We start from the raw sequence: 17479 nt of genomic DNA, 5'->3' as shown, positions 1-17479 counted from the left end.
CTATCTTAAATATATGGTTCCTCTATAATGTGATATATTTCTCTTTAACTCATAATATTCGTCTGAAGGAAATTTATTTAATATTTCCTTTAATATTTCAAAAGCAACTATATTTTCTAAAACAATAGATGCTGGCACAACAGCAGATACATCGGATCTTTCGTATCTTGTAGTAGTTTCTTTTCTATTTCTTAAATTTACAGTTCTAATATTTTTTTTAATAGAAGGTATAGGTTTTATATACACTTTCATTTCTATATTTTCCCCATTTGAAACTCCTGACTCTATGCCACCACAATTATTTGTAGGTCTTTTAAATTTTCCTTTTTCATATAAAATTTCGTCATTAAAAGTGCTTCCTCTTAAATTTAAATTCATACCATTTCCAAATTCTATAGCTTTAACTCCTTGTAGTGACATGATTGCATAACTAAGAAGAGCATCTAACTTTCTATCCCATTGAGAATAGCTGCCAAGTCCTATCGGCACACCTCTTACAGATAAAAATACTGTTCCTCCTATAGTTTCTCCTTGTTCTCTGCAAATATCTATTTTTTTTACAAAAGATTTTTCTACCTCTTCATTATAGCATCTAAGTAAACTGTTATCTATTTTTTTGTATTTGCATTGGTCAAATAAATCTACCTTTTCATCAAAAAGATTTCCTATACTATAAACCTTACTTCTCACTTCTATACCAATACCTTTTAGAATTTGTTTGCAAAGTGCTCCAACGGCAGTTCTTATACTGGTTTCTCTTGCAGATGTTCTTTCTATGCTATCTCTAATATCTCCTGTACCATATTTAAAATATCCTACTAAATCTCCATGTCCTGGTCTTGGAATGGTTATTTTTTCATCTTTTTTTACTTCTCCTGATAATATTTTTTCCCAATTAGGGGAATCATTATTATATATAGCCATGGTAATTGGATTTCCTGTTGTCATAGTTCCTCTTAATCCTGATAAAAATTGTATTTTATCTTTTTCTATCTTCATTCTGCCTCCTCTACCATAGCACTTTTGTCTTCTTTTTAATTCATTATTTATAAAATCTATATCCACTTTAAAGTTAGATGGAATTCCATCTATTATAGACATCATAGCTTTACCATGGGATTCTCCAGCGTCTAAAAATCTAAGCATTGTGTATCTCTCCATTCAAATAAATATATTAACTAATCTTATCTAAGTACTATTTTAATATATATTTTGCCTTTATTCATTCATAAATTACTTTTTTTTTCAAATTTCATTTTATTTTCTATAGAACCTCATTAGTTTATTTTATTTAAATTATGCCTTTCTACCTTTAATTTATATTTATTTTTTATTATATATACATATTGTAATTTACATTTTATTGAATTAAATTTATATTATTAAATTTTTTGGAGGTGTAATATGCATAAATTAGAATACGAATTTGTAAACAATACTCCTATTTTTAAATGCAATTATTGTGGACATTGCAGCAAAGAAATAGAGGCAACATCATTTACTTCAGTAAAAAATAGAGGTTGCTGTTGGTATTTTCCAAAGTATACCTTATTAAACATAAAAAATATTCTAAATATTGGTAAAGAAAATTTCATAATTTCTCTTCTAAACAATAAAAATTCAAATATATCCAGTTATTTCATAGAAGTTAAAGGTTCCTTTGAAGAAGAAGAATATTACAAATTTATGAGAGAAAATGAATATACTGAAAGTTCTTTTGACTATAAATTATTTTTTAGAAAATGTTCTTTTGTTACAGATAAAGGATGTTCTTTAGATTTTTCTCTAAGACCTCATCCTTGTAATCTGTATCTATGTAGAAATATTATTAACACCTGTGATAAAGACTACTCATCTTTTTCAAGAGAACGAAAGGATTATTTTTCATATTGTAATTATTACAATGAATACTTAAAATATGCCCTTATGGATAAAAATCTAGATTTAATTTCAGCTCCACTAGCTACTTTAGAATTTTTAAAAACCATCTCTATACCTAATTTTGAGCCTAGTGAAATTAAGTCTATAGTTTTCAATCCCTATGGAGATGTAGCAAGCTAAATATTATGAAAAATGAGAGGGCTTCCCTCTCATTTAAGTTAGCAATATTTTTTATCAAATTCTTCTAAGTTCTTTATCTCTTTTTTCTTTTCAACTATCATAGCATTTAATGCCTTGTATGTACTTGTATTCATATCCTCTTCTCGTTGAACAATTCTACCTTGAATATATATACAAAGTGCTAAAATATCATTTTGAAACTCTAGACAAAATTTGATAAGACCTTTAATATTAAAAATATCTGGTGCTAAAAGCTTAGTACTAAATTCATCTATTAAAAAAGATATTTTATCATATACAATAAAATCAATTTCTTCCATTTTACTTTTCAACATTTGCTCTTTTAATTCTTTATGAAATTCTATACTTCTATCTAAATTTCTTATCATTACCTTTATAAGTATATATATTCTCATATCATTTTTTGCCTTATCTAATCCAGCTCCACAAATATCTCTCTTTTTCTCCTCTACATAAATTATTTTATCTAATAAATCTAAAGCTGTATATGCCAATATTTTTCAACTCCCAAAAATATAATTATAATTTTAATGAAATAATTATATCCTAGAAACCCTTTATTTGTCCATTTATAAAATATACTTGACTATTATGGGTCTATATGATATTATTTTTTTGTAACTTGCCGAAGTGGTGGAACTGGCAGACGCGCTGGATTCAAAATCCAGTGGGGCTTAAACCTCGTGCGGGTTCGATTCCCGCCTTCGGCACCAGAACTGTTCGCACAAAAGTGTTGTCTTAAGCGAATATAAATAAACCCCAGGATTAAACCACCTGGGGTTTATTTATATTTTATATTACTTTTAAATGTTTTAATATTTTTATACTATCTCTTAAAGCCCTATCATAACATTCTTTCAATCTTAAACATATCAACTCATTTTGAATTTCCTTTAAACTGTTTAATATTACCCTATCTCCTTCTTGAAGCTTCTCATTTAGTTTTTTATACATATTATCATATTTTGCTTTTTCTATAATATAATCTTCACTTAAAAATTCTCTTTCTATAGCAGAATTAAAAAATAAATCCTCAAATACTTCTTCTATATAATCTTTTTCCATATAATTTTGTTCCATATGTATCTCTCCTTACAGCTAAATTATTATTTCCAATTAATTAGTATTATTATACCAAACGTACGTTCGTAATTCAAGTTACTCAATTTTGTTTTTACAGATAATTATCTTTAAATTTATAATAACACGGAATCGTATCGGGTGCCCCGATAGTTTCGACAATTCTGATAAAATTTACGACAAAAAACGACAAAGCACCCTACTTTTTAGTAGAATGCTTCTTTAATAAATCTTCTATTGCTTCATCTAATAATCGACTCATTGGGATCCTTGTTTTTTCACTAAGTTTTTTTAATTTGTCATATAGCTTTTTATCTATCGAGTTACTTATTCTTGTTCTATGTACTAACATAAATCCACCTCATTTAAATACATTTTATTTAAATTAAATTGTATAAGGTGCATAAAGTTAAAACAAGAAACATAAAGTGCAATAACCTACCATAAGTTACCTGTATACAAAGCATATATAGCCCGTTTATAATTAGATTCGGTGATAGAAGGTGGTAGCAATGTACAAACTAGCAATTAGAGAATATAGAATTCTAAATAAATTAACTCAAAAAGATTTAGCCTACAGAATTGGAATAAGCCAAAATTATCTAAGTGAAATCGAAAAAGGCAAGTATGATATTAGAGTATCTTTCTTACTTAGTATAAGCAATGCTCTAGATGTATGTCCTGGATATTTAATAAGATGTAATATGTGTAAATGTAGGAGAAATAGAAAAAGAAGATCTAAGGCTTAAACTTTAGATCTTCTTTTATTATAAAGATGTTTTGAATATAGGAAGTATTTATACATTATACTCTGTTTTTAAGTTTGTTACTGCTGCCTCTTCTTTAAATAAATCATTATGATATTTTTCATTACCTTCTATTAATTCTGTAGCAGTACAAACCTTAGATAATATTTTATGTGTATTCTTAAAATGATTAAATTGATTTTTAATAAAAGTTAGTTCCTTAGGATTGATCTTTCTTCCTTTGCACAATACTTTTGATTTTAAAATTTTCTCCTTTGGAATAACATATAAAGCATCTAATTTTATGAAAGAAGGTCTAACAAAAGGTGGTTTATATTTAGTAATTTCAATATTAGACTCCATTCCTAACTTCCACTCTTTGCCCTTTATACTAGAAACATTAAGCAACCAAAATTGTTGATCTTGATTATCTATTACTAAAAATGTCCTCTCTGCTTTGCATATTCCCCCATCTGCAAAATTAATTCTTAGTAAAAGACCATTGCCAGGTTGTATCATTTAATAGACAACTAATCCTTGTTCTTCATCTATATATAATGAATACGCTTCATCATAACTAGGGAATTCTTCCAACTGTTGCTTTATAGCTTCATTTATACATAGTTCTTCCGGATTATAATAAAATTCAGTATTATTAATTACAATCTTTTCTTCCTTAATATCATAACTTATTTCCAATGCATCAACCATCTTTTTTATCAATAATAAATCATCTTTATAAACATTTTTTATAACACCGATTGGCATTCTAGCTGATTCTTTATTGTATTTGTAACCTTTAGCCTCTTCAATAGATTTGTTATAATAATGTTTCCAACATTTATGTTGATGTGTTAATTCTGATAAATCTTCTGGACTTACATTTAAAAATAATTCCTTAGTTGATTCTAATATATCTATTTCATCTTCATTAAAGTTTTTATCATATTCTTTAGCTAACTTAACAAAATCATCATAATTGTTACAATAATCTTTTCTTATTTTTTCTACAACAACTCCATTTTCAAATGCATATAGCTCTTCCTCAAATAATGGTTTATTTCTTTTAATTAAACTTATCATTTGTGCAAAATATAATAGTTTATTTAACTTTAAATTTCCACTTTTATCGTTGGTAGGTTTAAAATCATTATTAATAAACCATCCCGCCACGCTTATCGCTTTGCACATTAAACTCCCCCCTTAAATTATGTATATAATTATAATATCATAATTTGTTTTATTAAATGTAATTATTTTATTAAATCACTTATATAATTATATATACAATAATGCCATATGTAAATGTTTACTACATATTTAGACATTTTACAACATAAAAAAGCCATGGACTAGGAATTAACCTAACCCATGGCTTTAAAATTACTTTAACGGTACCTTAAGAACTATTTGATTTTCTGATATGACCTGTCCACACTTATTATATCCTTTTATTTTTAGCTTATACATAGAACCTTTAGAAAAAGTATAACCGCCATTTCTCTTGGTTATTACCTTGCTGGTGTTTTTAAATAACTTAGTGTAATTACTATTAGGTGGTGTTAAATCAAATGCCCAGCTTGCTCCTTTATCTTTATCTACCCAAGCGAAAACCCTTACTATATCTTTAGAACAATCTCTAATTATTAGATTTATTCCTGGAGCTCCGCCTTTATATGAAGCATATGCTCCGCCGTCTATATTAATGTAGGAATTATTTATATTATCATACTCATTTAAATTGTATTGCTTTATTAGATTAATTAACTGCTGTGCATATATAGGAGATGTTGCATATCCTGCTCTCTGTAAAGCATTAGCCTGTCCTACATAATCTTTTGCATTAAAAAAACCATGCTGTCTATATCTAGAATTATTTACTAGAAATAAAGCGTGATCCTCTATAGATTCAGAATAAGTATTATATACCCTAAAGTAATCATTTATTAAAACTTTTTTACCATTGTAATATTCGCATGTTGGGTAACTTTTCTTTTGTCCTCTCCACCCACCTATAGCTTTTACACCAAATAGATTTTTACACTCCCTTGATAAACTACTTTTACCCCAACCTGATTCAAGTATGGCTTGTGCAATAGTAATTGAAGCTAATACCCCATATTTCTTCTGCGAAGCTATAGCCCCATCTTTAACACTATTTATAAAGTTAGTTGTATAGCTCAACTATTTCTCCTCCTTACTTTTTACTGTAGTTTGTTTTACTAATTGATTTCCAAATACCGCAACACCTGCTGTAAGTATTCCCTGTATTACTGCATTTACATTAAGTCCAATTAAAGCTATAGAACCTAATATGCCTACAACTAATAATATCCATGGTATTGTCCAATCTTTAATCTGTTTAGTTTGTTTTAACATTAGTCCCAAAATATATAAAGTGGGTACCAATATAAATGCCTGTTCTGTAATAAATTCCATTATGTTTATTTCCATAAAGCATCCTCCTATTTAAAAATATTGTGTTGAATTGCATAAAAAAAGAAGCTTACAAAGCTCCCTATAATTAGCCCCATAAACCATCTCATAGTTGTGGTTAAACCTTTTATATCTTTACATAAATTTTTTATTTCTATTTTAAATTCTCTTCCGTCTTGCTCTATCTTATCTAGCCTTTTATCATGTTCTTTTAATGTTTCTGTATGTTCACTTATTTTTATTCCCATAGTTTCGCTATTCATTTATATTTATCACCTCATTTGTTAACTTTTTACAAAAAAGAATCTACTGATTAGTAGATTCTTTAAAATATCCTATTTATTTAAATAAAACTTTTCTTCGTGCATTGATCCAGTACCTCTAATTAGTTTACCATTTTTATCATATTTATTACAGCTGCTTCTTATTCGATCTTCCAATACTAAATTATCAAATGCTTTCCCTATTAAGTATTCTTGTGACTCATCTATAGATCCTCCGCCAACTGATAGCACTATATTTGCTTTACTTACACCATTTTTGTCATTAACTAACCCCATTGACTCCATATATTTTATTATTAAACCTTTAGCTTCTTCTATATTATTCATAAACAAATCCCTCCCTTTACTGTATTTTACCACAAAGTGAGAACAAGAAGGGCTTTTTTATTTACTTTCTATAACCCCAACATCTTTAAGCACCTCTCTAACAGCTTCATTAGTTATCTTTCCCACCAGTTTAAATCTTTTTTTATTGGAACCTTTGCCATCAATCTTACTTTATAAATATTATCTTCTAAATTTACAGAAGACCCATTTATAACTATTAGATCACCTGTTGTAGTAATAAGACCTCCAATAGTATTTATCTTATCCCTAACTATTGTGCTCCAAATCTGTTTAAAATCACTGTTATAATAATATAAAGTATTATCATAACTTCTTAAATATCCATTTTTTAATTGTGCAAAACCATCTGCATAATACTTATATACTATATTGTTCTTTGTTACAGTGCATAGTTTTTTAGTTTTTTGATCTATTAATAATACTTCATCTCTTAAAAAAGAATTTCTAATAAATTTAAGTTCTTTATAATCATCAAATGTTTCGATCGTATTAATATGCTGTGCTAAATTATTGTATACATATATTTTTTTCATGCTCGTATCGATTATATATATGTATGTATTGTCTGTTTCAATACAACAATGAGGATCTTCTGAATCAGATATCATTGAATACGCAGGCAATGTACTTTGTGCTTTTATATATTTTTTATCACCATCTATAATTAATATAAAATCATAAGGATCATCACCATGACCTTCTGGTCTTCTCATCAAGACTATAAATTCTTTATATTTATTCATTCTAACATCAAAAATATATGCATTGTTTTTGGGTGGAACTCCTGAAATACTTACTTTATCTTTAAAATAGCCTTTAGCATCAAAACTAGAAATATATATTTGGTCATTTTCTAAGGTTACTTGTAATATTTCATTATTATAAAAAATCATATTAGCTCTTAAATTTAAATCAGTTGCATTGTGTGAAATTGATGTTATTTTACCATTTTCATCTACGTTATATAAAGATGGATATGCGTGTACTTGAGTAAATATAAAATTATTATTAATGTAACCATACCTAGATATGTTACCAACTCTGGAAACATTTGAATAAGGTGCAGCTTCTATTCCTAGATCACTAAATAAAACAACTTCACCATCCATAAACCCACCTACTGAGCCAGTATTAGTAAAACCTAATGCCATAATTACACCTCCCTTAATAAATGTATTTCACATTTTAAATCTTTTTCTGGTTTTTTCTTAGAATACAATATAACCTTTGCAGGTTCAGTCTTAGTAACTGGATATAAAAATCTTGAATTGAATAAACTATCTTTTTCAAAAACAACAAAAGCTACCATTTTATCAGTTATTGAGCTATCTAAAAATCTATATTCATATTCGTTGCCTATTTGCTTCCAATTATCCTTATTTATAGTTATATTTTTTATACTTGTGAAAATACTAGATACTAATTCAGGGACCTTTTTATCTAAAATTTCGTACCCTTGCATCATCGTTACTATATCATAAGCATCATCATCTTCATGAATTGGTATATTAAAATTCGAAGTATACTTCATTATTTTATCACCTCATTCTCATTTATTTCATTAATTCTATATTCTTTCATTTGTTTATGTGTAATTCCTTCTATTTTAGGATCGCTGTGTATTACTTTTAAATTATTTTTTAGCATCCCATGTGTAATTAATATAAATTCAAAAGTATAACCAAGATGTGCAGGTTTTATTGTTTCTAGCATATCTTTAAAATCCCCCATATTTTTAGGAATCCCATATGCTCCTATAAATTTTACTGTAAAAGAATAACTTTCAGGATTTTCTATTATTTCTACTTCTCCACCACTAAAAGCTTCTGCTGTCTCTTTTATTAATTTTTTAGTTACAGTTCCATGACCACGTTTCTTAGCTTTAAGAATTTCTCTACGTTCTTCATAACTCTTGTTTAAATCTGTTTCTATTCCATATTCATTTTCCCATAAACTTAACCCCCATGTAGCTGTATCTATAAAGCATTGCTTAATTAGATCTTCTCTTTTCCAGTTTAATAATGCTAGTTCATATCCTACAACATCATCCCATACTTTAAATTCTTTTATCTGTCGTAAAACAGGAGGTAAATAAGCTAACAAATCTGGTCTATATAATTCTATTTCTTTATTTTTAGTTTCCAATTCTTGTCCATATTGATTTGCACCATAGTTTATAGATCCATACAATTATTACCCCTCCCTTAAAACTCCGTTAATTTTAGTCCAAACTTTATCTATTTCCCTAAGTTGACCATCAACTTTAACCCAACCATTTTCATAGTCACATTTTTTTTTATCAACTTTAATACTTAAATTTATATTGATTGGAACTTCATATTCAATTGTAATATATGGTTTTTTTAAATGATTAGAGGAATAAAATATTTTTCCATTATCATTATTTTTGTAATCGGTGCATAATATTATTACATTTTGACCGGATTGCAACGATGAAACAAGATGTTTTGCATTTAGTTTCTTCCATCCAATGCCTTTTACAGTGCGTGTTCCCCAAGAACTACTTGGTCTTCTTTTCCACTCTGGAGTATTAGACCATGTAGCTGTTTTTTCAAAATCACTATTATAAATAGAAGTATTACCAAGCTTAATGCCATAATCAACATTGCTATCTTCTTCATACCACAAGTATATGTTTAAGTTAGCACTTATTATATTTGCATTTAATGGTAAATCTTTTAAATTAAATCTGATGTAAGAAACAGCTTGGCCTATTGAATTATTACATACTTCTAAATTATTTTCGTTATGATAATTTGTATTCGGTGAATGACTTAAAATATATGTGCTATTTGTTGCATAGATTTTTTTTATATTCATAATATCACCTCTATTTATACTTAATCCATATCTCACCATCATTCATAGCATTAACATTTGCATCGTTAGGTGATAAAATTATATTTCTAATTTGAGATACTGTATATGAGGTATTAGGGTAGGCTTTAGCAATTCCAGTAAAGGTATCTCCTGTTTTACTTATTTTTTTGTTTAGATCCGGTTTATTTTCTATATTCATCCAATCTACACTCTCTGCCACCTCTGCAATATCAACTTTGCCATTTTGGTTTTTATCATATTTTTTTGTATGCATATCTCCTTGTCCAGTATTGCTTAAATCATCTTGTGTTATATATTTTTTATCATTTTCAAGTTGTGAAATCTTAGTTGGTATACTGTTTATATCTGCTTTATCATTCCAGTTATCAATTAATCCTTGTGTTATCTTATCTAATATAGATTTATTGCTATGATCATGCCTTTTATTATAAGCTTCATTAAAGTTAGTTTTTTCAGTGTCATTTATAAATCTTCTATTTTTATTTTCAATTATCATATCAGCAGAATGACTAGCTGGATGTATATATTTATTAGCATTTTCCTCTATTCCTGCAAGTTTTGCTTTTTCAGCACTTGTATAGTTCTCTGTAGAAAGTCCTTTACCTTCAATCTTATCAACTTTGTTTGCAAGTTCCTTAGTTATGGTTCCAGCAAAGTCAGGATCATTGTTTAAAGCATTAGCAATTTCAGATAAAGTATCTAGTGCCTCTGGAGCAGTACCTATTATATTTTTTATTTTTTCTAATACTTCTTCTTTTGTAAAAACTTGCTCTTTTAAATATCTTTTATTTAGCTCAGTATCTACATATGTTTTATCAGATTTTTTATTTTCTAAATTTCCTGCTCTAACTTTTAAATTACATATTTCTAAATTATTACTAGCCTTATATTTTTCTACTTCTATCTGAGTATTTACTATGCTTTCTTGTACTTTATTAATATCATCTGCTTCTACTGTGTCACCTGGGGTTTCATAAGTTATATAGCACTTATCTACTTTAGCAAAGATTTTTATTTCCTTTTTCCATGGAGTTAAACTTGGAGTAGATAAAATGAAGTTTTCTATCTTATTTCCTGTTAGTTTTGGGCCAGTATAAACCCTTACGCTAGTGTTGCTTATATTATCATGCTGCAATTCTCCTTCATAAACTCCATCTTTAAGCTCTACTTCTTCCTCAATTACATAAGTGTTCCCATCAATCTTATTTAGTTTTTCTGTAAATTTATCTATACTTATCACACCTCCAATTCCACATTGTCCAATATCGGTATTTCTTCATCTTCTAAGCTTATATTTGCTGTAGAATTATTTATTTTTAAATTACTATAGTCTAGTACTCCTGGAGTATTTAGGATAATATTACCTATCCTTGCTATACTAATGTAAGAAATTTCAAACCCTATTTCTTTTAAATAATTATCTAATAAATTGCTTAACTCACTTTGTATACTTCCTATATTAAAACCATTTGCCAATGTTATCTTTGCAATTATATTTATAGACTTTTCTTTAGCACTAACAACTGTAACAGTTGCTCCAATTGGTCTTTGTTCTTCTATATACTTAAATACTTTATCTATTAATTCTTTACTTGCACTATGCTTGTTTGAATCTATAATTACTACTTTTACTGTTCCATTACCATCCCACAAAGGAAATACTTTTGCATCTCCAACTCCTGGAACTTCTAATGCCCACAATTTATAATGATACTTATTTCCAGAAGTGGCTGGTGTAGTTACTTTTATCTTATATCTTTTATATAGATCCTCTATACTTTCAATGTTTATTCCACTATTTATATCACTTTTATTTGTAACTTTAGTAATATTAATTAACTGTATAGGCATTTCAGTTATTGTATTAGCTTTTACATTATATCTACTTCCAATTTCAATAGCTTCAATTTTTACATCAACTTCACCAATTTCTCTAATAGTAGCATTTTCAATAGTTTTAAATTGCAACTGATTTTTTGTTTGTATTAGTGTTCCTTTTTGTATTATTGTATCTTTAGCACCGTAAAAAGTTGATGTACCAGTAGCTTTTGTACCTTCTTTTCTATAGATGCCTATTTCAGCAGCTCTTTTTATAACTTCTTCTTCAAAACCATTCATAAAAGCACTATCTATAAAAACTTTGTTTAATATCTCTTCTAAATCTTCTCTAGTATCCTCCAATTCGTATGCAGTAGGTGCTAAAGTATCATGTAGTAAAGTACCTTCCATTGTAGATACATCATTCTCAACATAGTTTTTCATACGCTTCAAAATATCATCTGCATTTTCTTTATACACTAGCTTCCACCTCCCCATATATTGTTTTCGTTTTTACATTTATAGTTAATTTACTACCTTCAAAATCTACATTTATATTTTCTATACTTTTAATATAAGGATTAGCTAATAAACATTCTTCTAAATATCTACTAACTTCACTATCTACAAGTTTTTTAGAATAGCCTTTCCCTATAAGGGTTTCTAATTCATTTCCATAGTTATTACTATATATTTTATATTTATTTTTACTAGTCTTTAATACCTTCCATATCCATATTTTTAGTGCTTCATTTTTTTCAACTATTATATTTTCTCCATGGTCATTAGTAATAAGTTGTCTTGAAGAAAAATTTATTTTATATTCTCGGAAAACAGGTAATTCTTCTTTTATATTTTCTATTTCTCTTTCTTCTTCAATATTTATATCAGCATTGGCTGGGAATATACTCAAATCTACACCACCTTTGCTAAAACAATATATGTTTGATTCTTTTCTATCGGTATAGTTGCCACTAGATCATTTATATTTAATTCTTTTATATCTACATTTACCAGCATATTTTCTCTATGAAGTATTAAATCCTTAACCTTAATTTTCAAAGGGTTAGATGATAAAACAACTCCCATTCCTAATGGTGGGGGATTATTTTCAGCACCTTCTTTTTGCATTATTCGAATTAATTCTGCATATGGATTATTTCCTATTTTTCTTCACCTTCTTTTTAGCTAACCTTTGCTTTTTCTTAGCTTCTCTTATAGCTTGTTTTTTCATTTTAGTATCAAATTTTAATGTATCATCTGATTCTTTAGTATCCATTTTGTTAATATAAGATAACTCTAATTGTGTTGTAAATGTACCAGTTTCCATATCCCATGTATGTGTATCAGAAGTAATATACATAAGTGCATTTTTCAATGTACTTATGTATGGTATTTGTACATTAACTGCATATCCTGTTCTATAATTATAATCTCCTAAAACCCCTACACTAACATCTTTATCTATTCCATGTAACATATTTCTAGCAACTATATTCGGGTCCTTATCCTGTTCTTTAACATAGTTATCTTGTAATATTCCATAAGTTTTTATATCTGTTGTATTTTCAATTTTAGATAAGTATTTGTTTTTATCATCATACACTTTAACTCTGTTTATCATGTTGCCCATAGAATCTTTATATTCAAAAGACAGTAAATTCCCATCTCCAGTAAATACATCCCTAGCTGGCTTGATTATTTTACTAGTTAATTTAGAACCCATTTCTATTACATTAACTTTAGTATTAGACATTACAATAAAATATTGTTTCCCAGTTTGTTTACTCACTTGTGTATATAATTCTTGGATTGCATCATATACACTTTTTTGTGCTATTAACCATCTTAATTTTATATTGCTACTAGCGATATTACCCGTTTGAACCCCTATTTCTCCTAGTATTTGTTTAACTGCTCTGTCTGCTGTTGTATTAGAAAAATTATAAGTAACTTTATTCTTAGTTAAATAGAAAGCATAATCAAATGCAGTAAAATTTAAAGTATCATCACTATTTATGCTTCTGTCTATTAAAATTCCCTTAAAAATCTCTTTATTATCTAATGTTGCCAATACTTTTGTCGCTACTCCAATTTGTTGTTTGATTTGATATGGATCATTTAATGGGTACATAATAGTACATTCTAATTTTCTACTAACTTCTGCTATGCTTCTACTAATTGTTATATTCTTACAAAATTCTGTTATTTCTGTTGTTTTACCATTATAATTTTTAAATATTCTAATCAAAGTACCACCAACTTTTTTTGCCCTACGACTTTATGCTCCTTAAAACTTATACTAAAGTAAATATCTCCACTTCCATCCTTTTCTCCCCATGTAAATTCTTCTATTGTGCAAGCACTATTAAGTCTTGTGCCAGTAGCTATAAATCTGCATACCTGTTTACTATATTTAATACTATCTATTATCTTGCAATAATCATATGGATTAGACTTCCTAGAACACTGTAAAAAAGAATAATCTTTAGAAGGGAAAAAACCTGATACACTCCATTCTCTTAATCTATTCTCACCTGGCAATGATAACTCTCCGAAATTAAGCAAATTAACTGTTTTAGTCATAGTTCCGAAACTTACCTCGAATTCTGAAAAAGGTACTGGAAATTGAAAGGTCTCTATTTTATTTTTAAGCCAAAACTCCATATAAAACCTCCTAATAATAAAAGGCACTTAATTTAATAAGTACCTTTATGCCATATTTAGACTTTGTATTTTTAATTTCTGTACTATAGCATTTGCTATTGCGTCTATGTCAGACTCATTTCTTACATGCACATCTCCAAAAGTTATTGTTACACTTCCACCATTACCAACCATTCTCATACTATCTTTATTATCGTGTACTTTACTACCAGATGGCATTTCCACAATCTCTGGTCCATGTTCTCCTACTACAGATAGTCCGCCACCCCAATAAGGAGTACCAAGTGCATTTTTACCTTTTACACCACTTAAATCTCCATTTTTAATTAAAGATATAGTCCCTTGTATTGGATGCTTCATCCATTCTTTTATGCTACCCCATGTTTCTTTAATAGCTTGTGCAAACTCTGCACATTTCTCTTTTACACTATTAAATGTTTCTTTTATGCTATCTATTTTTCCTTTTACATAATCCACTACAGCTTGTGTCTTATCCTGTATTCCACCCCAGTTCTTTACCCAAGCCTTATGAAGTAAAATAGCTACCCCTATTATAGCTCCTATAGCTAACACAATCCAACCAACTGGTGTTGCAACAAAGGCTGCATTTAATGCCCATTGTGCCGCAGTTAATAACTTAGTAACTGCGGTTAATCCAATTACAGCTGCTTTATGTGCTATAAGTTTAATAGTATGTGCTACTACAACTCCTTTTTGGATTATCCATGCAGAAGTTTGTGCTACAATAGCTCCAACAGCTTTCCAACCTTTTGCAGCATAAGAAACTATAGCTATTATTAAATCACCTGTTATTTTTGCAGCAGTTATAATTACTTGAGTTCCTAAATCAACAAGTTTGCTAATTAAGTTTATTGTTATTTTTGCTCCTGTTTTTACTGCTTCTACTCCTAATTTTATAATAGATCCTATTAAAGTTATAAGAGATTCTGCTCCCGTTATAAGTGCATTTATTCCAAGTTCTATAATTTTAGGTATTAAACTACCAGCTATTTTTATTCCAGCTTTAACTGCTTGTATACCAGTTTTTATTAATGCAGGTGCAAATATAACTCCTAAAATTTTTGCTACACTTTTTATAGCAGGTTCAGCTTTTTTTAATGCTTCTTTGAATTTCTCAATTTTTTTCTTAGCAACTTCAAAAGATTTATGAACCTTATCTAAAGCATTATTTTTTAATTCGATTAGTTTTTCTTTAACTTCTTTAGCAGTTTTACATATTTTATCCCAATTTTTAATAACTAAAGCTGTAGTCGTTACTATGGCAATTAATGCTATTACCACTAAATGTCCTGGGCTAGTTAACCAAGACATTATACCTCCAGCTTTTTTAATACTACTAGATAATTTATTAATTCCAGTAATAGTTTTACTTATACTTGTTGTTATTTTTCCTATTACAAAAATAACAGGTCCTATAGCGATAGCTAACATAGCAAATTTAATTATAGATTCCTTTTGAGCTTTAGATAACTTATCAAATTTATTCACTGCTTTAGTTATTATATCACTTGCCTGTGTAACTATTGGTAACAATACAACCCCTAATTCTGTTAAACTAACTCTAAGATTATTTATAGCTACATTAAATTTGTCTTTTGTTGTGTCACTAACTTTTTTTAATGCCTTATCTGTTGCTCCTGTTGCATTTTTCATTTCTTTTGTTTTTCTTATTAAATCAGAGTAGTTTGCACCAGTTAATGCCGTTAGTGCAGTTATAGCTTCTGTACTGGAAAACAATTTAGCCATCTTATCAGATTGTCCACCAGTTTCTTTCTTTAGAATTGCTAATGTTCCAGCTAATCCTTTCGCTTTTATCATAGCTTCACCATTTTTAAAACCATATTTTTTTAATAGTTCGGTCATATCTTTAGTTGGTCTCATTAAATTGCTAAAGATAGCTTTCATTTGAGTGCTTACTTCACTTGTATTTCCTGTAACTCCCGTTAAGGTTGCCATTGTTCCAAATAACTCCTCATAGCTAAAATTTAAGTTTTTAGCAAGGGGAAAAAGAGGTTGCATTGATTTAGCCATTTCTGGAAAAGTGGTTACCCCTAATTTTGCAGTTTGGAATGCCAAATCTGATATTTTTTTAGCTGTTGCATCATTTATAGAACCATAACCCTTCATTGCAGCACTTATAAGTGCAACTGAATCATTAACTTCTGCTCTTCCAGCTTTAGCTGAATTAGCCATAGTTTTAAATATAGCTTGTGTTTCTTTTCCACCATCACCTAAAGAAGATACCGCAGTATACATACCCTCACTCACTGTTTTTAAATTCATGCCCGTTGATTTAGATATATTTAATACTTGTTGTTCGTATCCTTTTAAATGTGAATGATTATCTAAAAGAGTGTCTATATCAGCTATGCTTTCTTTAAAATCCATAGCTGATTTGGTTGCTAAAGTACCAATAGCCGCAAGTGGTGCAGTAACATGAGTAATAAAATTTTTCCCTATATTTTCTGTACTCTTGCCAACCTTCCTCATATCATTGGCAATATATTTAGATCTCCTCTGAAAATCATTTAAGCTTTGATTAATATTTCTTAACTGTCCAGAGAATTGATCTCTAAGCATTAAAACTGCATCTATAACGTGAGCCATGTATTACCTCCTTTCTTAGATAATAAGAAAAAGCACCTACAATAAGTAAGTGCTTAGCTTTCCCTATTCCATTTTCCGTTATTATAAGTATATTTAACAAAATCATGCGGTTGTTCTTGTATTATAGTTAAATACATATCTTTATATTTATTTACGAATTCTTGTTCAACTAATTTAGTAATAGCATTAACTACGCCTTCTCTTAACATTTCATCTTTATATGCTATATCTATTTTTAGAGTTGCATTATCATCTTTAACTGTCTCTGTGCATTTAGCATAATCCAAATCTAAAGAAGGCATATTATGCTTTAATTTCTTAGTTAACTTAGATGAATCTATTTCAGTGACCGTTTCCTCGCTATCTCCTCCGCAACCAATTAATGCAAATATAAATACACAACTTAATAATATACTTAAAAATTTCTTCATGTATAATTACCTCCCCTTCTAAGGTATATTATACAAAACTTTCTTATTCTTTTCTATCTTCTATTTCCTGCATTGCAAAAGCATGTAGTATTTTCTT

General features: G+C 28.4%; 24 protein-coding genes and 1 tRNA gene. 3 read left to right on the top strand and 22 right to left on the bottom strand.

Going from position 1 to position 17479, the window contains the following annotated elements:
• Positions 1 to 1146: a chorismate synthase gene (gene aroC, locus B5D21_RS05830; RefSeq protein ID WP_035109083.1), complete on the bottom strand. Its 1146-nt coding sequence runs from the start codon at positions 1144 to 1146 to the stop codon at positions 1 to 3.
• A 258-nt stretch (positions 1147 to 1404) separates the two neighbouring features.
• Between aroC and B5D21_RS05825 the strand changes: the two genes are divergently transcribed.
• Entirely contained in the window at positions 1405 to 2061 is a 657-nt protein-coding gene (locus tag B5D21_RS05825; protein WP_011100261.1) for a hypothetical protein, read from the top strand.
• Positions 2062 to 2099: 38 nt separating this feature from the next.
• On the opposite strand, the gene B5D21_RS05820 is transcribed toward B5D21_RS05825, so the two are convergent.
• A complete protein-coding gene (locus B5D21_RS05820) occupies positions 2100 to 2576 on the bottom strand; it encodes a hypothetical protein (RefSeq protein ID WP_011100262.1) in 477 nt (158 codons plus the stop codon).
• Between the two features lie 130 nt (positions 2577 to 2706).
• On the opposite strand from B5D21_RS05820, the gene B5D21_RS05815 reads away from it, so the two are divergent.
• A tRNA-Leu gene (locus B5D21_RS05815) sits at positions 2707 to 2795 on the top strand.
• A gap of 79 nt (positions 2796 to 2874) precedes the next feature.
• On the opposite strand, the gene B5D21_RS05810 is transcribed toward B5D21_RS05815, so the two are convergent.
• Positions 2875 to 3162, bottom strand: coding sequence for a hypothetical protein (locus B5D21_RS05810; RefSeq protein ID WP_035124561.1), 288 nt, complete (start codon positions 3160 to 3162; stop codon positions 2875 to 2877).
• Between the two features lie 199 nt (positions 3163 to 3361).
• Positions 3362 to 3514, bottom strand: a complete 153-nt coding sequence (locus B5D21_RS05805) for a ribbon-helix-helix domain-containing protein (RefSeq protein WP_035124563.1) — start codon at positions 3512 to 3514, stop codon at positions 3362 to 3364.
• A 160-nt stretch (positions 3515 to 3674) separates the two neighbouring features.
• Between B5D21_RS05805 and B5D21_RS05800 the strand changes: the two genes are divergently transcribed.
• A complete protein-coding gene (locus B5D21_RS05800; protein WP_052042365.1) occupies positions 3675 to 3911 on the top strand; it encodes a helix-turn-helix domain-containing protein in 237 nt (78 codons plus the stop codon).
• Between the two features lie 48 nt (positions 3912 to 3959).
• On the opposite strand, the gene B5D21_RS05795 is transcribed toward B5D21_RS05800, so the two are convergent.
• The 18 genes from B5D21_RS05795 to B5D21_RS05710 all read right to left on the bottom strand — a co-directional run bounded on the left by B5D21_RS05795 (position 3960) and on the right by B5D21_RS05710 (position 17382).
• On the bottom strand, positions 3960 to 4427 hold the full coding sequence (locus B5D21_RS05795; protein WP_011100263.1) for a hypothetical protein: 468 nt from the start codon (positions 4425 to 4427) through the stop codon (positions 3960 to 3962).
• Positions 4428 to 5099, bottom strand: coding sequence for a Panacea domain-containing protein (locus B5D21_RS05790; RefSeq protein ID WP_011100264.1), 672 nt, complete (start codon positions 5097 to 5099; stop codon positions 4428 to 4430).
• Between the two features lie 192 nt (positions 5100 to 5291).
• The gene (locus B5D21_RS05785; RefSeq protein WP_078688080.1) at positions 5292 to 6092 is read right to left on the bottom strand and encodes a glycoside hydrolase family 73 protein; all 801 of its coding nucleotides are present in this window, start codon (positions 6090 to 6092) and stop codon (positions 5292 to 5294) included.
• Positions 6093 to 6362 (bottom strand): phage holin family protein, encoded by a 270-nt coding sequence (locus B5D21_RS05780; RefSeq protein ID WP_338028165.1) that lies wholly within the window; start codon positions 6360 to 6362, stop codon positions 6093 to 6095. It lies immediately after the preceding gene.
• Positions 6363 to 6373: 11 nt separating this feature from the next.
• Positions 6374 to 6607 carry a hemolysin XhlA family protein gene (locus B5D21_RS05775; RefSeq protein ID WP_035124565.1) on the bottom strand — a complete coding sequence of 78 codons (234 nt, stop codon included), beginning with the start codon at positions 6605 to 6607 and terminating at the stop codon, positions 6374 to 6376.
• Between the two features lie 72 nt (positions 6608 to 6679).
• Positions 6680 to 6955, bottom strand: coding sequence for a hypothetical protein (locus B5D21_RS05770; protein ID WP_035124585.1), 276 nt, complete (start codon positions 6953 to 6955; stop codon positions 6680 to 6682).
• 113 nt (positions 6956 to 7068) lie between these two features.
• Entirely contained in the window at positions 7069 to 8127 is a 1059-nt protein-coding gene (locus B5D21_RS05765; RefSeq protein WP_011100267.1) for a hypothetical protein, read from the bottom strand.
• Between the two features lie 2 nt (positions 8128 to 8129).
• Positions 8130 to 8507, bottom strand: coding sequence for a hypothetical protein (locus B5D21_RS05760; RefSeq protein WP_035124595.1), 378 nt, complete (start codon positions 8505 to 8507; stop codon positions 8130 to 8132).
• A complete protein-coding gene (locus B5D21_RS05755; protein ID WP_011100268.1) occupies positions 8507 to 9166 on the bottom strand; it encodes a YmfQ family protein in 660 nt (219 codons plus the stop codon). Before B5D21_RS05755 ends, B5D21_RS05760 begins: the two co-directional genes overlap by 1 nt.
• Positions 9167 to 9169: 3 nt before the next feature.
• Positions 9170 to 9859 carry a DNRLRE domain-containing protein gene (locus B5D21_RS05750; RefSeq protein WP_011100269.1) on the bottom strand — a complete coding sequence of 230 codons (690 nt, stop codon included), beginning with the start codon at positions 9857 to 9859 and terminating at the stop codon, positions 9170 to 9172.
• Entirely contained in the window at positions 9828 to 11078 is a 1251-nt protein-coding gene (locus B5D21_RS14140; protein WP_011100270.1) for a hypothetical protein, read from the bottom strand. Before B5D21_RS14140 ends, B5D21_RS05750 begins: the two co-directional genes overlap by 32 nt.
• On the bottom strand, positions 11075 to 12136 hold the full coding sequence (locus tag B5D21_RS05740) for a baseplate J/gp47 family protein (protein ID WP_129052575.1): 1062 nt from the start codon (positions 12134 to 12136) through the stop codon (positions 11075 to 11077). The genes B5D21_RS14140 and B5D21_RS05740 overlap by 4 nt, the downstream gene beginning before the upstream one ends.
• The gene (locus tag B5D21_RS05735; RefSeq protein ID WP_011100272.1) at positions 12129 to 12569 is read right to left on the bottom strand and encodes a DUF2634 domain-containing protein; all 441 of its coding nucleotides are present in this window, start codon (positions 12567 to 12569) and stop codon (positions 12129 to 12131) included. Before B5D21_RS05735 ends, B5D21_RS05740 begins: the two co-directional genes overlap by 8 nt.
• A 2-nt stretch (positions 12570 to 12571) precedes the next feature.
• Positions 12572 to 12787, bottom strand: a complete 216-nt coding sequence (locus tag B5D21_RS05730) for a DUF2577 family protein (RefSeq protein ID WP_035124599.1) — start codon at positions 12785 to 12787, stop codon at positions 12572 to 12574.
• A gap of 25 nt (positions 12788 to 12812) precedes the next feature.
• Positions 12813 to 13907 carry an XkdQ/YqbQ family protein gene (locus tag B5D21_RS05725; RefSeq protein WP_011100273.1) on the bottom strand — a complete coding sequence of 365 codons (1095 nt, stop codon included), beginning with the start codon at positions 13905 to 13907 and terminating at the stop codon, positions 12813 to 12815.
• Positions 13904 to 14323, bottom strand: coding sequence for a phage baseplate protein (locus B5D21_RS05720; RefSeq protein ID WP_035124602.1), 420 nt, complete (start codon positions 14321 to 14323; stop codon positions 13904 to 13906). Before B5D21_RS05720 ends, B5D21_RS05725 begins: the two co-directional genes overlap by 4 nt.
• Before the next feature lie 45 nt (positions 14324 to 14368).
• On the bottom strand, positions 14369 to 16951 hold the full coding sequence (locus B5D21_RS05715) for a phage tail tape measure protein (protein ID WP_011100275.1): 2583 nt from the start codon (positions 16949 to 16951) through the stop codon (positions 14369 to 14371).
• Between the two features lie 53 nt (positions 16952 to 17004).
• Positions 17005 to 17382 carry a lipoprotein gene (locus B5D21_RS05710; protein ID WP_011100276.1) on the bottom strand — a complete coding sequence of 126 codons (378 nt, stop codon included), beginning with the start codon at positions 17380 to 17382 and terminating at the stop codon, positions 17005 to 17007.
• Positions 17383 to 17479 lie beyond the last annotated feature (97 nt).

This window comes from Clostridium tetani, from assembly GCF_900167265.1.
GTDB classification, from domain to species: Bacteria; Bacillota; Clostridia; order Clostridiales; family Clostridiaceae; genus Clostridium_G; species Clostridium_G tetani.
This window is presented reverse-complemented; position numbering and strand designations above follow the sequence as displayed.

Bases quoted from the DNA above. Each gene is read 5' to 3' on its own strand.
- B5D21_RS05765 (WP_011100267.1), bottom strand. From the start codon at position 8,127: ATGGCATTAGGTTTTACTAATACTGGCTCAGTAGGTGGGTTTATGGAT.
- B5D21_RS05775 (WP_035124565.1), bottom strand. From the start codon at position 6,607: ATGAATAGCGAAACTATGGGAATAAAAATAAGTGAACATACAGAAACA.
- B5D21_RS05795 (WP_011100263.1), bottom strand. From the start codon at position 4,427: ATGATACAACCTGGCAATGGTCTTTTACTAAGAATTAATTTTGCAGAT.
- B5D21_RS05715 (WP_011100275.1), bottom strand. From the start codon at position 16,951: ATGGCTCACGTTATAGATGCAGTTTTAATGCTTAGAGATCAATTCTCT.
- B5D21_RS05730 (WP_035124599.1), bottom strand. From the start codon at position 12,787: ATGCAAAAAGAAGGTGCTGAAAATAATCCCCCACCATTAGGAATGGGA.
- B5D21_RS05750 (WP_011100269.1), bottom strand. From the start codon at position 9,859: ATGATGGTGAGATATGGATTAAGTATAAATAGAGGTGATATTATGAAT.
- B5D21_RS05760 (WP_035124595.1), bottom strand. From the start codon at position 8,507: ATGAAGTATACTTCGAATTTTAATATACCAATTCATGAAGATGATGAT.
- B5D21_RS05825 (WP_011100261.1), top strand. From the start codon at position 1,405: ATGCATAAATTAGAATACGAATTTGTAAACAATACTCCTATTTTTAAA.
- B5D21_RS05800 (WP_052042365.1), top strand. From the start codon at position 3,675: ATGTACAAACTAGCAATTAGAGAATATAGAATTCTAAATAAATTAACT.
- B5D21_RS05810 (WP_035124561.1), bottom strand. From the start codon at position 3,162: ATGGAACAAAATTATATGGAAAAAGATTATATAGAAGAAGTATTTGAG.
- B5D21_RS05710 (WP_011100276.1), bottom strand. From the start codon at position 17,382: ATGAAGAAATTTTTAAGTATATTATTAAGTTGTGTATTTATATTTGCA.
- B5D21_RS05790 (WP_011100264.1), bottom strand. From the start codon at position 5,099: ATGTGCAAAGCGATAAGCGTGGCGGGATGGTTTATTAATAATGATTTT.
- B5D21_RS05805 (WP_035124563.1), bottom strand. From the start codon at position 3,514: ATGTTAGTACATAGAACAAGAATAAGTAACTCGATAGATAAAAAGCTA.
- B5D21_RS05780 (WP_338028165.1), bottom strand. From the start codon at position 6,362: ATGGAAATAAACATAATGGAATTTATTACAGAACAGGCATTTATATTG.
- aroC (WP_035109083.1), bottom strand. From the start codon at position 1,146: ATGCTTAGATTTTTAGACGCTGGAGAATCCCATGGTAAAGCTATGATG.
- B5D21_RS05770 (WP_035124585.1), bottom strand. From the start codon at position 6,955: ATGAATAATATAGAAGAAGCTAAAGGTTTAATAATAAAATATATGGAG.
- B5D21_RS05720 (WP_035124602.1), bottom strand. From the start codon at position 14,323: ATGGAGTTTTGGCTTAAAAATAAAATAGAGACCTTTCAATTTCCAGTA.